Annotated in this window: 20 protein-coding genes and 2 CRISPR repeat arrays; of the genes, 3 read left to right on the top strand and 17 right to left on the bottom strand. The window is 68.6% G+C overall.

The genetic code is table 11. The features are described from left to right. Window positions 1–520: 520 nt before the first annotated feature. Window positions 521–998: direct repeats of the CRISPR family, unit length 36 nt; unit sequence GTCCCCGGACACACGAAAACCGCGCCGGATTGAAAC. A 211-nt stretch (window positions 999–1,209) separates the two neighbouring features. The 8 genes from ACFHWS_RS23830 to ACFHWS_RS23795 form a co-directional block, all read right to left on the bottom strand. Further along, window positions 1,210–1,494 (bottom strand): hypothetical protein, encoded by a 285-nt coding sequence (locus ACFHWS_RS23830; protein WP_416569123.1) that lies wholly within the window; start codon window positions 1,492–1,494, stop codon window positions 1,210–1,212. Next, the gene (locus ACFHWS_RS23825; protein WP_416569122.1) at window positions 1,494–1,904 is read right to left on the bottom strand and encodes a hypothetical protein; all 411 of its coding nucleotides are present in this window, start codon (window positions 1,902–1,904) and stop codon (window positions 1,494–1,496) included. The genes ACFHWS_RS23830 and ACFHWS_RS23825 overlap by 1 nt, the downstream gene beginning before the upstream one ends. Window positions 1,905–2,047: 143 nt before the next feature. After that, window positions 2,048–2,173, bottom strand: a complete 126-nt coding sequence (locus tag ACFHWS_RS23820; protein ID WP_416569121.1) for a hypothetical protein — start codon at window positions 2,171–2,173, stop codon at window positions 2,048–2,050. A gap of 107 nt (window positions 2,174–2,280) precedes the next feature. Next, window positions 2,281–2,460, bottom strand: coding sequence for a hypothetical protein (locus tag ACFHWS_RS23815; protein WP_416569120.1), 180 nt, complete (start codon window positions 2,458–2,460; stop codon window positions 2,281–2,283). Continuing rightward, the gene (locus ACFHWS_RS23810; protein ID WP_416569119.1) at window positions 2,460–2,678 is read right to left on the bottom strand and encodes a hypothetical protein; all 219 of its coding nucleotides are present in this window, start codon (window positions 2,676–2,678) and stop codon (window positions 2,460–2,462) included. Before ACFHWS_RS23810 ends, ACFHWS_RS23815 begins: the two co-directional genes overlap by 1 nt. A gap of 73 nt (window positions 2,679–2,751) precedes the next feature. After that, complete coding sequence (locus ACFHWS_RS23805) at window positions 2,752–3,066, bottom strand: DivIVA domain-containing protein (protein WP_416569118.1); 315 nt, start codon at window positions 3,064–3,066, stop codon at window positions 2,752–2,754. A gap of 229 nt (window positions 3,067–3,295) precedes the next feature. Then, a complete protein-coding gene (locus tag ACFHWS_RS23800) occupies window positions 3,296–3,490 on the bottom strand; it encodes a DUF397 domain-containing protein (RefSeq protein WP_281550643.1) in 195 nt (64 codons plus the stop codon). Window positions 3,491–3,504: 14 nt separating this feature from the next. Continuing rightward, window positions 3,505–4,365, bottom strand: a complete 861-nt coding sequence (locus tag ACFHWS_RS23795) for a helix-turn-helix domain-containing protein (RefSeq protein WP_416569117.1) — start codon at window positions 4,363–4,365, stop codon at window positions 3,505–3,507. Between the two features lie 11 nt (window positions 4,366–4,376). Between ACFHWS_RS23795 and ACFHWS_RS23790 the strand changes: the two genes are divergently transcribed. Next, window positions 4,377–4,616, top strand: coding sequence for a Scr1 family TA system antitoxin-like transcriptional regulator (locus ACFHWS_RS23790; RefSeq protein WP_416569125.1), 240 nt, complete (start codon window positions 4,377–4,379; stop codon window positions 4,614–4,616). 2 nt (window positions 4,617–4,618) lie between these two features. Continuing rightward, window positions 4,619–4,816 carry a DUF397 domain-containing protein gene (locus ACFHWS_RS23785; protein ID WP_416569116.1) on the top strand — a complete coding sequence of 66 codons (198 nt, stop codon included), beginning with the start codon at window positions 4,619–4,621 and terminating at the stop codon, window positions 4,814–4,816. Between the two features lie 144 nt (window positions 4,817–4,960). Here the strand turns inward: ACFHWS_RS23785 and ACFHWS_RS23780 are convergent, their stop codons facing one another. From ACFHWS_RS23780 to ACFHWS_RS23740, 9 genes are all read right to left on the bottom strand, one after another. After that, window positions 4,961–5,203 carry a type II toxin-antitoxin system RelE family toxin gene (locus ACFHWS_RS23780; protein WP_278114764.1) on the bottom strand — a complete coding sequence of 81 codons (243 nt, stop codon included), beginning with the start codon at window positions 5,201–5,203 and terminating at the stop codon, window positions 4,961–4,963. Further along, complete coding sequence (locus tag ACFHWS_RS23775; protein WP_278114762.1) at window positions 5,200–5,499, bottom strand: type II toxin-antitoxin system Phd/YefM family antitoxin; 300 nt, start codon at window positions 5,497–5,499, stop codon at window positions 5,200–5,202. The genes ACFHWS_RS23780 and ACFHWS_RS23775 overlap by 4 nt, the downstream gene beginning before the upstream one ends. Window positions 5,500–5,577: 78 nt before the next feature. Then, window positions 5,578–5,868, bottom strand: a complete 291-nt coding sequence (locus ACFHWS_RS23770; RefSeq protein WP_278114760.1) for a CRISPR-associated endonuclease Cas2 — start codon at window positions 5,866–5,868, stop codon at window positions 5,578–5,580. Continuing rightward, complete coding sequence (locus tag ACFHWS_RS23765) at window positions 5,865–6,143, bottom strand: hypothetical protein (protein WP_416569115.1); 279 nt, start codon at window positions 6,141–6,143, stop codon at window positions 5,865–5,867. The genes ACFHWS_RS23770 and ACFHWS_RS23765 overlap by 4 nt, the downstream gene beginning before the upstream one ends. 5 nt (window positions 6,144–6,148) lie before the next feature. After that, a complete protein-coding gene (gene cas1 / locus ACFHWS_RS23760; RefSeq protein WP_416569114.1) occupies window positions 6,149–7,141 on the bottom strand; it encodes a CRISPR-associated endonuclease Cas1 in 993 nt (330 codons plus the stop codon). Beyond that, complete coding sequence (locus ACFHWS_RS23755; RefSeq protein WP_416569113.1) at window positions 7,138–8,079, bottom strand: reverse transcriptase domain-containing protein; 942 nt, start codon at window positions 8,077–8,079, stop codon at window positions 7,138–7,140. Before ACFHWS_RS23755 ends, cas1 begins: the two co-directional genes overlap by 4 nt. A gap of 273 nt (window positions 8,080–8,352) precedes the next feature. Further along, window positions 8,353–9,470: direct repeats of the CRISPR family, unit length 36 nt; unit sequence GTCCCCGGACACACGAAAACCGCGCCGGATTGAAAC. A gap of 204 nt (window positions 9,471–9,674) precedes the next feature. Further along, window positions 9,675–10,772: a HesA/MoeB/ThiF family protein gene (locus ACFHWS_RS23750; RefSeq protein ID WP_416569112.1), complete on the bottom strand. Its 1,098-nt coding sequence runs from the start codon at window positions 10,770–10,772 to the stop codon at window positions 9,675–9,677. Continuing rightward, on the bottom strand, window positions 10,760–11,293 hold the full coding sequence (locus tag ACFHWS_RS23745) for a hypothetical protein (RefSeq protein WP_416569111.1): 534 nt from the start codon (window positions 11,291–11,293) through the stop codon (window positions 10,760–10,762). The genes ACFHWS_RS23750 and ACFHWS_RS23745 overlap by 13 nt, the downstream gene beginning before the upstream one ends. Beyond that, window positions 11,293–11,910 carry an E2/UBC family protein gene (locus tag ACFHWS_RS23740; RefSeq protein ID WP_416569110.1) on the bottom strand — a complete coding sequence of 206 codons (618 nt, stop codon included), beginning with the start codon at window positions 11,908–11,910 and terminating at the stop codon, window positions 11,293–11,295. The genes ACFHWS_RS23745 and ACFHWS_RS23740 overlap by 1 nt, the downstream gene beginning before the upstream one ends. Before the next feature lie 323 nt (window positions 11,911–12,233). Here ACFHWS_RS23740 and ACFHWS_RS23735 point away from each other — a divergent pair, with 323 nt between their 5' ends. Further along, window positions 12,234–13,382: a hypothetical protein gene (locus tag ACFHWS_RS23735; RefSeq protein ID WP_416569109.1), complete on the top strand. Its 1,149-nt coding sequence runs from the start codon at window positions 12,234–12,236 to the stop codon at window positions 13,380–13,382. Window positions 13,383–13,501 lie beyond the last annotated feature (119 nt).

The raw sequence follows: 13,501 nt of genomic DNA, 5'->3' as shown, positions 1-13,501 counted from the left end.
CGACCATCCACATCTACCGGGTCCAGCCACCACCAAGATCAACTTAAGCTACGTGGCATTGGGGGCATCTGTGGCCGATCAACGCCTGGCCAGCAGCTCCCGACCTGTATCTCGTTGCACAGCAGCACGACGTACGGTCCGCTGATCCACTGCCCGAGGACGAGTCGTTTCCTCTTGCCGGAGCCAATCCGGTGAGCGACAATTCCCACATCGGCCTGTCGACGACTACCGGACGGGAGGTGAGACGGCCACGCCGAGCCATACGGTCTCCACCGAGGACAGACAAGACATCGATGCACGCAAGATCAGGTGCCGGAGTTGCGGCGAAATGTCGATTGCGGCAACCTCCGACACGCCCGGGATCCGGGGGAGGTTGGCGGAAAGATCCCAAAGTACGCCCGAGCTGCAAAAACTCACCTTGCAGAGATCATCTGAGCCGTCACCAAGATCATGATGATCATGAGGTTGCCCTCCGAGTCACCTGTTTGCCCAGCTCAGACCGCCCGACATTTCGGACACGGTCCCCGGACACACGAAAACCGCGCCGGATTGAAACTCGAAGGACGCCGATGATCCATGATTTCACCCGTCCCCGGACACACGAAAACCGCGCCGGATTGAAACACGTCAACCCACGCACCCGTGCCATTCAGCTGGAGGTAGTGTCCCCGGACACACGAAAACCGCGCCGGATTGAAACGCTCTCGGTGAGCTGGTCAACGGACCGCTGAAGACGGTGTCCCCGGACACACGAAAACCGCGCCGGATTGAAACCACCACCGCCCCGCAAGTGGGGCACGTGAGATCGGTCATCTGTCCCCGGACACACGAAAACCGCGCCGGATTGAAACCTCACATGCGTTCGCACGATCCTTGCGCCGCACTTGTTCTCGTCCCCGGACACACGAAAACCGCGCCGGATTGAAACTCGATCTCGGGCTGCGCGGTCGTGTTGAAGTCGTGTCCCCGGACACACGAAAACGGCGCCGGAATGAAACAGCCAAAGACGTCAGGAATGAGAGGACCGAGTCGAATTCAGGGCTGAGTGTCAGCGCAGTGGCGGTGGGGTGACCGCGTAGACGGCGGTAGGGCACTGGGTCGAGCGGCCTTCCGCGTGCTCGGAGGCGGACGTGAGGGCGTCACCCCGCCCGTCGGGTGCCCGGCGCCCTACCGCCCACCAGGGCTGCGGCGGTTACGCGTCCCGGGGGTCTACTGCTGTTCGGTGGCCGGGAAGTCGACGCCGTTCGGCGGCCGCCGGCGCTGCACTACACCGGGGCGGGTCAGCGCTGACTTGTAGACGCCGATCGCGGCCATCCGTCCGTCCCGCCCGGCCAAGGTGATCGTCGCGAGAATGCCCACCACCGGAGAGTCGGCATCGTCGAGGCCGTACCGGATCTCCGAGACCCGGACCGTCATCGACCGGTCACCAAACACCCAATCGGCCTTACCGAGATGCAGCGTGTCGCCTACCCGGATCAGATCGCGGTCGGTCATCAGCCGTCCCGGCCGTCGTGGACGTACCCGTCCGGCCAGAGTCCGGCGTACTGCAACACCGCCCGCACCCGACGCGCCTTGACCTGATCCCACCGGTCCAACACCGCCAACGCGTTGGTGAACGGCTGGCAGAACGCCGGCATGTCACACGCCCGGCATTCGGCCAGCCGACTCGGCATGTGCTCGGCGACCGTCTCCCGCGCCTGGGCCAGCACATCCGCGTCCGGCCGGTTCCGCATCGCCGCCGCCACCCCACGAGCGGCCAGCAACCGGAAATGCGGATCCCGCCCGATGTCCGTCTGCCCCGGCGTCCGTCGCGGCAACGGCGGCCGTTCCGGCGTCGGACCCGAGTTGACCCTGACGTACGGGGTCAGGTGGTGTCTGTTGGCGGGGCCTTGGTTCCTGGTCACGTTTCCCTCCTGAGAAAGGTCGGGTAGCAATCCTCTTCGTACTTCCTATGTGGATCGGTCCGGCTGATCCCACGTCCGCCCACAGGTCAGGCAGCGACGACCCCCGCAACGCTGGCCACAAGCAGGGAGTCGGTGCGAGGACGTCAGTGCGGCGGCGGAGTGGTAGTGAGTTCGCCGCATTTGGGGCACCAGCGGCTCTTGACCCGGAATGAGAACAGCCCGGCCAGGAACCCGAGCAACGCGGCGCTGGTCAACGCGCAGATGTCCATGATCGTCTGCCTTCTCTCGTAGCAGTGCGGGGGTAGGGGTCGGACCGGTGGTTGCCGCCAGCGGCCCGACCCCAGCTCAACAAGGGCATTGGCGCTCGGCCCGGCGGTCAGATCGACCGTCGTCGCCAGCGCTTCCGGGGCGGGTTCTCCTCACAGTGCTGCCGCTGGTGTTCGCGCACCCGCTCCTCCCACGCCTGCTGGTCGTGGTCGTCCGGGTCGAACGGGTACCAGCGGTGCGAGCCGTCCTCGAAGTGCATGTCCTCGTCACCAGGCCGGATGACCGACATCAGCGCCACCGCCCGATGAACCGCGAGTACAGGTAGCCGCACCGGTAGTCGGGTAGGTCCGCCATCGCATCCAGCAGACACGCCGCCATGTACACCGACAGCGACACCACCGCGCCCGCGTACTCGGCCAACAGCTCCAGCCGCCGCGTCTGACACGGCCACGGCAACCCGCAACCAGCGCACATCCAGGTCGGGCGTACGGGACGATGCAGCGTCATCCGAGCCTCCTCCAATCTGGACCTGGGACGCGAGGTGAGCCGGGGCGCACCCAGGCCGGGCAGCATTCGACGCTCACCACCGCCCCCGATTCGGTGGGTAGCGCGCTTGACCGGCGCTGCCCGCCGACGGATCCGGCCAGGGCGGCGGGTCGTTGAACCGGCAGCCGACGTGCCGCTGCCGCCACTGCCGGAGACCTTCACGGAGGCGTTCGACCTCGGCCCGCTCACCAGCCGCCAATCCGGCCAGCCGATCCAGCTCATCGGCGACCTGGTGCAGGTACGCGTACACCTCCTGCGGGTCCAACCCGCGCCACCGCCGGCTGAACCGGACCGCCCTGACCCGCCACGACTCGGCCCGCCCGGCTGTCGCACGGCTCTCCGCCGTCACCGCGACCGCCGCCTACCGACCACGTCTCGCGGACGAGACGACGGCAGACCGCGAAACTGTATCGCATCTGTGGAATGTTCCAGCATCGGCACTGTTACAGGATGCATCGAGGGGGCATCCGATGCAAGAGGCATCCACCACCGCCTCCCCCACCCGGACAGACGAAAGCGGTGCCCGGAATAACCCGGACACCGCTCGGTGTGGCCTCAGCCAGCTGCGTTAGCGCAGGTCACCCCCGCCCGGCACGCAGACTGTGGATCAATGAGGCAAACGACGTACGGCTAAAATCGAGGACCGGCCCCGCCGGACCCGCCTTGCTGTCCCGGACGCCCACCCGAGCATCCGTGACGTTCACCTCCACGCAGTTGTCGTCGCCGCCGGACCGCGTGGACTTGCGCCAACCTGTGGCTGGAAAGCTGCTCATAGCCTCGATTCTCCTCACCGACCCGCCCCAGCCAAAGCCCGGAGCAGTCCCATGCTGTCCGCAGCCGGCAACGCCGACTCCCACACCCGACCGAACAGGTCCGCATAGGGCGCCACCTCATCCGGCTCGGTATAGACCAGGTCGACCGTTTCGGTGTCCACCGCGACCGCATCCGGATCACCACCACCGAACCGGTACACCGTGAACGGCGACCTCGGCAACCAGTAGTCCCGCAGCTCAGCGCCCTGCGGCAGCACCCGCACCGACACCCGGCCGGACCCCTCGGCCAACGTCGCCAGGTGCAGCAACTGCCCCCGCATCACCTCCGGCGGCGCAGCCGGCCGCCGCACCGCGACCTCCTCGACCACCACCTCGTACCGAGGACCGTCCGGCCGCGCCAACATCCGCTGCCGCATCATCTTCGCCTCCACCGTCCGATCAAGGTCGGCCGACGGCAACCGGGCCTGCTTGAACGCCAACTCCGACCGCGCCCGCGTGTACGCCGGCACCTGCAACAACCCCGGCACCACAAAGGACTGATACTCACGGATGCTCACCGCGCCGTGCTCCAGGTTCGCGTAGACCGCCTGACGCCGACCCATCCCAGACCCGTACGACTCCCACCAACCACGCTCGGCGGCGTCGTTCGCCATCCGCACCAGCTCGTGCCACCGCTCGCCGTCAACCGACAACGCACCCAGGATCGCGCTCACGTCCGACACCGACGGCACACGATCCGCCGTCTCGAACCGGGACAGCTTCGGCCGCGACATCTTCGCCGCCCGCGCCAACTCCTCGGCGGTGAGCCCGGCTTCCTCCCGAAGCCGCCGCAGCTCCTTCGCCAACCGACGCCGACGCACCAACGGACTACTCAACCCCACACCCCATCCGTTCCACCTACCAGCAATGTTCCACCACCCGGCAACGAGCGAACTTACCGGCAATCACGGGCAGCCGACACCCCAGGAACCTCAACGTGGAGACCCTCGCCGACGCCGGTTACCTCGACGGCCCCGACGCGGTCCGGGCATACACTCGGCTCTGGGAAGGACTCACCGCCGCCGCACTCGGCCCGGTCGAGTCCCGCACCCTCATCCAACGGATCGCTGACGACACCGGAGGCTGATCATGAACACGCCGCACCCCACCTGGCGCAAGTCCAGCCGCAGTGACAACAACGGCGGTGCCTGCGTCGAGGTCGCCAGCCTGCCCTCCACCGCCGCAGTCCGCGACAGCAAAGACCACACCGGCCCGGTCCTCACCTTCACCACCACCGGATGGAGCGCCTTCATCCGTGCGGTCAAGGCCGACGGGTTCAACGCCTGAAGCAGCCCGCGCCCGTACGGCGATCGGCGTGCGAGTGAGCCGGAAGCTCCCCGGCCGCACCGATCAGGAGCAGGTCCCGCCCGAGCGGCCATCGGTCCCGACTCCGTCGCGGCCAATGGCGGCGTCCCCCGCTGTCAGGCTGATTCAGGAGTAGACATCCTTGCGGTGGCCGACCGCGTGGATGATCAGGTCGTCGCCGTCGATTCGGTAAAGGACCCGGTAGTCACCAACACGCAGCCGTCGGCCCGATCCGTCACGGAGCTCGGTCGAACTTTGCGGCAGAGGATCGGACACCAGGTCAAGGATCGCGCCGAGGACCGTCAGGAAGACGTTGCGCGGCTGCTTGTGCAGCCAGACCAGTACGTCCCGGTCGACTTGAACCTTCACGCCGCCGCACCGTCGGTGCGGTCGGCCAGCAACGCTTCGACTTCCCGAGGATCGACCCCGAGCGATTCCAACGCCGCCGACAGCGGCACGAACTGCCCCTCGGCACGGGAGCGGGCAATCACCGCAGCGTCCTTGCTGTCCCGGAATGCTTCGAGCTCTTCCCACTCGTCGATCCCCACCAGTACGGCCACCGGCCGCTCGTACTTGGTGATGACGACCGGCTCACGGGTGCGCTCGACCGACTCCAGCACCCGGCCCGCACCATCGCGGAACTCCCGCAGCGTGATCCTCTCCATGCACGGACTGTACCACGTGGTACCGCACCGCCTTACTTGGCGAGATACACCCGTCCCGTTTTGGGCAGGTGTTCACGTTCAGTGGGCGGTCCAGCCGGGTTGGCGGGTGAGGCGGTGCGGCTGGCGGGCCGGCAGCCACCTGGCCCGGCGGGCGCAGTCGGGGCACGGGGCGTGGCCGTGGATCCGGTCCGCCGGGCCGGCGACCGCGGCCAGGTCGGCGACGACCCGCGCCGCGGTCAGGTTGACCTCCGGTGGCACCAGCCACCCGCTGTACTGGAAGCGGTCGGCGATCGGGCCGAGCCGGGCGCGTACCTCGGCGCGGCGGCGGTCGTTCACGATGTCGTAGACGACGAGCACCGGCCGGTTCACCAGCCGGCCCAGCCCTGCTCTGGGAGGACTTCCAGCGGTACGCCGTACCCGGCGGTTTCGCAGTCCGGGCAGGACGGCAGGGCCAGCAGGTGCCCGCCGCCGGTGAACCGTTCGGCGCTGGCGGTGAGCAGCCGGTCCAGGTGCGCGTCACCGATGTGGATGGTGAAGACGCTGTACAGCACCCGTACGCCGTGGCGGCGCAGCAGCGTCGTCAGCTGCCGGCGGTCGCGGTCGTCGGGCAGGTCGAAGGTGACGGTCCACCAGCTGGGCTGCATGACGGTCACCTCCAGCGGAACGGCCGGTACTGCGCCTGCTCGTCGAGCAGCCAGCCGCGCAGCCGCAGCGCCTGGCGGCGTACCAGTTGGTGGTAGGTCGGCTGGTCGGCGGGGGCCGGCCATTCGCGGGCCGGCATGGCCAGCCGGGCCTGATACCGCGAGATCAGCGCGGACGTCGCGCCGGGTGTCAGGTGGGTGCCGTCGAAGTCGGCGTCGGTCACGGTACGCAGCCCGAGCATCGCCAGTACGGTGCTTTCCAGCAGCGCCGGCCGCCACTCCTCCATCAGGTCGAAGGCGAGCGTGGGCCGTCCCCGGCTCGGAGTGTGCAGAAACGACAGGTACGGGTCGAGCCCGGCGGCGAGGATCGCCCCGTGCACGGTTTCCCGCAGCAGCGCCGAGCAGTAGTTGATCAGCGCGTTGATCACGTCGCGGCGGCTGCGGTCGCGGGCGGCGAAGCCGTACTTGGTCGGCGTCATCACCCGGACGGCGCGGAAGTACGCCCCGGCCGCCGCTCCTTCGATGCCGATCAGTTGTGCCAGGTCGGTCGCGGCGCTGGCAGCCTGCTCGAACTCGGCGAGCCGGGTGACCGCCGCCCACACCGTCGCCGGGTCGTCGCTGCGTTTCGCGCGGCGGCGCAGCAGCGTCGCCTGGTTGGCGATCTTGGCGGGGATGACGGCGCGGGCCAGGTCGAGCCGGGCGGCCGGGTCGCGGTGCCGGTCGAGTTGGCGCACCCGGGCGGCGATGTGCCCGGCGGTGGGCGGTTCGAGCCGACCCAGCGGTCGGCCGTTGCGGCTGAGCAGGATCAACGGGATGTCGTGGGCGAGCATGCTGTGCATCGCGTGCGGGGTGACGGTCACCCGGCCGGTGGTGACGACCTCGCCGACCATGGTCAGCGGCGCGGAGGCACGCAGCACACCGTCACGGTGCACGACGAGCCGACCGTCGCGCCGGCCGAGGACGCAGTCCGGGCCGATCACGTGGAACGCCTTGCCGATCATCGCCGGCTCCCGTTGCTGGCCGGCAGCTTGCCCCGCTGCGGAGTGTTGAGCAGCGGGTGGGTCCAGTCCGCGTTGGGCTGCTCGGGCCGGCCGTGCTCGCCGTCGAACACCCAGCCGAGCATGCTGAACCCGGCGTCGAACGTGGTGATCTGCGTCTTGCCCGGGTGCAGCCGCAGGTTGAGCGCGGCCAGCTCGGCGCCGATCTGCCGGGCGCCGTTGACCGCCGCGTCGAGGTCGAGGCAGAACAGCGCCAGGTCGTCGGCGTAACGCACCAGCCGGCCGTGCCGGCCGTCGACCCGGGCGTCGAATTCACGCAGGTAGAGATTGGCCAGGGTCGGACTGATCGGCGCGCCTTCGGGAACACCCCGGCCCCGGGTACGCAGGCCGGCGGCGGTCAGCATCGGCGCGGTGAACCAGCCGCGTACGATCCGGCTGACCGCCGGGTCGGCGAGACTGCCGCTGACCATCTCGTGCAGGAGCTGGTGGTCGACGCTGGCGAAGAAATCGGCGATGTCCGCGCGGACCACATAACGCAAACCCTTGTCCCGGTACGCGAGAGCCATCGTCAACGCGTCCACCCAGGAACGACCCCGCTGGTACGCGAAACTGACCTCGGCGCGGCGGGTCTCCCACCGGTCGCCGGCGACGTGCAGGAAAGCGCGCTGGGCTACCCGGTCGGCGACGGTCGGAATGCCCCGGTCGCGGCGCTCGCCACCACGGGTGACGGTCATCAGTCGAAGGGGTTGCGGGGTGTATTCGCCGCTGCGCAGCAGCGCGGACAGCGACTCCAGCCGTGGCCCGAGGTGATGGGCGAACTCGGCGACGGTCACGCCGTCCGCTCCGGCGAGTGCGGTGCCGGCGGCGACCCGCGACCACGCGGCCCACAACGTCGGCTGGTCAGACATCCGACTCAACAGCCGGGAAGGAGAGGTATTCATGCCGAGATCGGACGGACGAACTCCGATAGAATCGGAGGCATCGACGTCACCGCCGAGATCAACAGGAGCTTATGTCCGGAAATGCCCCTTGCGACAACCTCCGACACGCCCGGGATCCCGGGTAGGTTGGCGGAAAGATCCCAAAGTGAACCTGAGCTGCGAAAACCTTCCCCATGGAGATCATTTGAGGCTCCCTCAAGATCATGATCAACAAGAGGTTGCCCCCGGAGCACCATGTTTACCCAGCTCAGACCGCCCGACATTTCGGACACGGTCCCCGGACACACGAAAACCGCGCCGGATTGAAACAACGGCCGCGGTGAGCCTGTTCAGCTCGGGTGTGGGTCCCCGGACACACGAAAACCGCGCCGGATTGAAACCGAACAGTCTTTGCATCATACCTCCTGGGTAAGGCCCGTCCCCGGACACACGAAAACCGCGCCGGATTGAAACAGAGCAGGAACTTGTCTCCCGCATCGCCGCCGGACCGTCCCCGGACACACGAAAACCGCGCCGGATTGAAACCGTCGCCCTCGTGCACCCGACCGCTGCTGTCCTGTCCCCGGACACACGAAAACCGCGCCGGATTGAAACCCCTCGTCCGGCTCAAGCTGGGCGATCCGGCGCTCGGTCCCCGGACACACGAAAACCGCGCCGGATTGAAACCTCGGCGCACCGGGCGGCGGCATCGGCAATGGCGTGTCCCCGGACACACGAAAACCGCGCCGGATTGAAACACTTCAGCCGAAGCGGGAGCTGGGCGGTAACGAGGGAGGTCCCCGGACACACGAAAACCGCGCCGGATTGAAACGCACCGCACACGGTGCTCTCTGCCTCTGTGGTGTAGTCCCCGGACACACGAAAACCGCGCCGGATTGAAACCGTCTTCGTACGCGACGGCCATTCCTTCCGGCTTGTCGTCCCCGGACACACGAAAACCGCGCCGGATTGAAACAGCATATCTGCCCCGGGTATCTGACCTGGAACATAGTCCCCGGACACACGAAAACCGCGCCGGATTGAAACCCGCCGGCCTTCCGGTTTCCGATGCCCGATTGAACGTCCCCGGACACACGAAAACCGCACCGGATTGAAACCCCGACGATGATTGCGGCGAGGGCGATCAAGGCCCCCGGTCCCCGGACACACGAAAACCGCACCGGATTGAAACTCCGCAGACGGCCTCGTTATATGCCACCAGTTACTGGTCCCCGGACACACGAGAACCGCACCGGATTGAAACGCCATGCTCCCATGGCTTTCCTTTCGCTTGGAACGGAGGTCCCCGGACACACGAAAACCGCGCCGGATTGAAACTTGCGCACCATGATCCCGACCAGAGGTTTGCCACAGGTGTCCCCGGACACACGAAAACCGCACCGGATTGAAACTTTGTCGCCCAGGGCGTGAGGGTAATACAGACCTGACAGTCCCCGGACACACGGAACCGCAACGAATTTAGGCAGGCAGAATCACGTCGAGCATTGATCCCCGATGCACCGCAGCGCGTGATCCCGTCAGGGGATCAAATCCCGTGACGGGATCACGCGAAGTCGCATTGGGTCTATCGAGAGCCGGCGTCAGTCGGGCTGGGATCAGGTGTCGTGGTGGCGGGACTCGTTGCGCGGGGCTGGTTCGCCGGGTGACGGATATCGGGATGGCTGGGCATTTGGGCTCTGCGGTGCTCCGGCAGCGTCGTACGCCGCTGGAGGCGCGGTCGTCCGGGCCACGGACGGTGGGCCAGCGGCGTCGCTGAGCCCGCGTGGCGAGTCCGGCCCGCAGGCCAGGCACTCCGGGTCGCGGTCGGCGTCCAGCACCGTCGTTTCGTTCGCCGCCGCGTCCACCAGCAGATACCGCACCGGTGACCGCCACGGCGAGACATAGTTCAGCAGCTCGCCGACGGCGTACCCGGCGATGATCTGGTTGAGGAAAACCACGCTGGGCGTCGGCTCGGCCGGATCGTCGACCCGGTATCCGGCCGCCCGGCGCGCAGCAGCCAACCCCGGGTCAAGCTCGGCATCCACCAGACGCGGGTCGTAGCCGGACAGGCAGAGCAGGCACGGGCCACCGGGGCGGACCACCGCCAGATGCCCGCCGGCTTCCAGCCGTACCCGGGAATTGGTTTCTTGGTTGTGGTCGTCGGGCGACTCTGGGCGGGGTGCCGGCCCCAGCTCGACCCCGACGTCGAGATAGCAGCGGGCGTACTGCACGGCCAGCCGGTTCAACGCCCAGCGTGGCGCGTGCCCGTCGACCGCGCCGACGATCACCTCGGCCGGGCGCACCTGCTGCCAGACCGCCGGGTCGAGGATGCTGCCGGCGATGCCGCGTACCCGTACCTGCGGGTTGATGGTCCGGACCGTGCGGGCCGCGACGGTGACCTTGGTCGCCGCCCGCGCCACGTCGGCCGGCTTGGCGCCGACCAGACGGTTCAGGTTGGTGGCGGTGACCGTGTCCGGGTCGACCAGCAGCAGGCCGCCCACCCCCAGGTGGGCCAGCGACTGGACGACCTGACTGCCGACACCGCCGAGACCGACCACGGCGACGGTCAGCTCGGCGAGCCGGCGCTGCGTGTGCGGGCCGAACGCCCGGACCTGTCGGTCGTAGCGGTCCGCCGGGGTCGGCCCAGTGGCACCGGCCTGCGGGTCCGGCGCACCGGCCGGCGCGGTCAGGGTCGGTGTGGTCAGAATCGGCACAGTTTCACCTCGGTCAGGTCGTCGTCGCCGAGCAGCACCAACCGGTCGAGCATCCGCAGCGTCCCGTCGTCCGGGTCGGTGTACGCGCCGGCCACCGACGCCTGCCCGAGCACCAGCGACGCCACCCCGACCGGCGGCGCGGCCGGCATCCGGTCGAGGAACTCGGTGTGCGTCTGGCGCATGTTCTCCACGTCCAGGCCGGAGAACCTAACCGTGTCGTCGGCGAAAGGATGGCTGTGCACGTCGACCAGGGACAGGCCGGTCTCGAAGCAGGCGATCAGCACCTCCCGGGTCAGCCAGGCGGCGACTTCGATCCGTACGCCGTTCTGCACCGACAGCGCGTCGTCCGGGATCGGGATGGCCCGGGTGACCAGCAGGTCGGTGACGGCCCCGGCGCCCCACGGGTCGGTCCACCGGCCGGCGCGGGCCAGCAGGTAGGCGCCGCGTTCGTCGTCACTGTCGCGCAGATGCCGCCGTACGGTGTCCCAGGTGTCGTGGCTGATCCGCAGCACGCAGGTCATCAGTCGACCGTGCCGAGGTAGGTGCGGATCGCCTCGACGTAGCTGACCAGCGAGTCGAAGCGCGGATCCCAGTTGCGCTCCGGGTCTTCCAGGCAGTACCAGCGGTACCCCAGCTCGGCGTAGCGGTTCTTGTAGGCCGAGAAGTAGTGGGCGGGCTGCACGAGCGTGCGGCCGTCGCGGCGGCGCAGGTGGTCGCCGAGGAAGAAGCCGTCCGGGGCGGTCTCCGGGTAGGTGGCCGGCGGCACGATCAGCACGGTGGTGCGGTCCGGCTCCCAGTGTGGCGGCAGCCGGAACTCGGGGATGTGCAGCCAGGATTCGTCGTCGGCGACGGTCAGCCCGGGGTACGCGTACGCGAGCTGGGCTGCTTCGTGGCGGATGCGCAGCCGCCTCGGGTCGAGCGTCGTCATCGCCTTGGAGTGCCGGGCGTGGTGGGTGAACTGCTGCTGATCGGCGACGCGGATCCGCTGGTCGTCGGGGACGATGACGTTGCGGTCGTCGTCCTGGCGGACCAGGACCCGTTCCTGCGGCAGGCCGGCCGCCCGCTTGATGTCGCGGCCGGACAGCATGTCGTCGATCACCGGTACGTCGACCCCGTTGATCCTGATCGTCTTGCCCATGTCGTCCTCCGGTTGCCGGGGTTGCTCCTACCTGGAACAGATGGACGAAGTGGCAGCGCAGTCCACCAGCTGGACGTGTGTGGACGGTCACCGGCCTTGGATCGGCCTCCAGTTGCTACCATCGAGTAACTACACGTATGGTGTTCGCATAAGCACCAGGAGTTAATCTCACTGGCTGCCGCGACCATCGTCCACGGCTCTCGGGCCGGCGCCGTGGACGGTCGCTCCCCACCACATCACGACACCGGTGTCGTCCGGCGGGCACCCAGCCCGCCTGCTCATCCACCCCGCTGTTCTCCTGCGTCGCAACGGGAGGCACCTCGATGGACACCGCACTGCGCTCACCGGAAGACCCGCAAGACACGTACGCCTTCTTCTTCCTCGCCGTCGTCCGCGCCATGACCCACCACCTGGGGATGGTCATCGCCCGCACCGTGCACGGCACCAGCCACTGCGTCGACAGCCCGCGCGCCGCCAACCGGTGGCTGCACCTGTGCGCCAACTGCGCCGACGTACGCGACGAGCACATCCGCCGCCAGTTCGACCGGCTGCGGCGCAACGCCACCCACCACGGCACCGCCGGCGGCAGCGCCCGCACCGGCGTCAGCGGCCCCAGCCGGATCGAGGAGATCAACCAGGTGGTGTCCTTCCTCTACGGGCCACAGGCGTCGACGGTCGACCCGGACGCCGCCGGCGCGGACCTGCTCCGTTACGCGCACCACCCGGACCGGGCCAACGCCGACATCGCTCCGTGGCTTCGCGCCATCTACTGGCAGTTCGTGCACCAGGACCAGCGCCAGGCCATCGCCGAACTACGCCGCCGGTCGGCGACGGCGCGCGGCATGCACGCCCGCCCCGAACGGGACCTGACCACCGCCCGCTGGGCAGCGCCGCTCGCTGCCGACCCGGTCGGCCTGGACCTGCTGATCAGCTTCGTGATCGGGCTGCGCGACCAGGTCGCCGACCCGTGGCGGATCCCGCACGCGGCGGCCAAGCACGGACTCACCGACCAGCAGGTACGCCTGCGTCTGACGGCGGCCGTCGACCAGCTCCGACGGATCAACCCGAGCTTCTACGAGGCGAACGTCGCCGCCGCACTGCACCGTCGCGCCGACCGGCTCGACCCGTGCGACGACCTGCCGGGTGCCCGGCCGATCTGCGGCACCGCCCCGGGTGACCCGGCCGAACGGTACGCCGACCCCGGCGACACTCCCCAACGGCGTCGCCGCCGCCAGGTGCTGCTGCGGCTACTGGCCAACCCGGCCGTACGCCGCAGCGGGCTGCCGAAGCTGCTCGCCGAGATGTGCGATGTCGCGCTCGAACGATCCGCCGTCGACCTGGAGAAGTCCTGCGCGCGACGACTGCGACTGCCGGCCGGCACAGCCCGTCGGCGACTGGAAATCCTCGCGGTCCTCGTCGCCGGTGCCGGTGTCGAGTGGCTGGACGATCTCCTATCGGAACCGCCCGGATAGTCCGGGTATCCGGGGAGTGGGTGGGGCGGCGGAACCCCACCGCTGCCCCACCCACTCCCCTATTCCGTCACTGTGGACGAGCGAATAGACTGGAGCCCGGCAGACCCACCAGGGCCACC

This window comes from Micromonospora sp. LOL_013, from assembly GCF_048060315.1.
Lineage (GTDB): Bacteria > Actinomycetota > Actinomycetes > Mycobacteriales > Micromonosporaceae > Micromonospora_E.
Note: the sequence above shows the minus strand (reverse complement) of the source record. Positions and strands in the feature narration are given on the sequence as shown.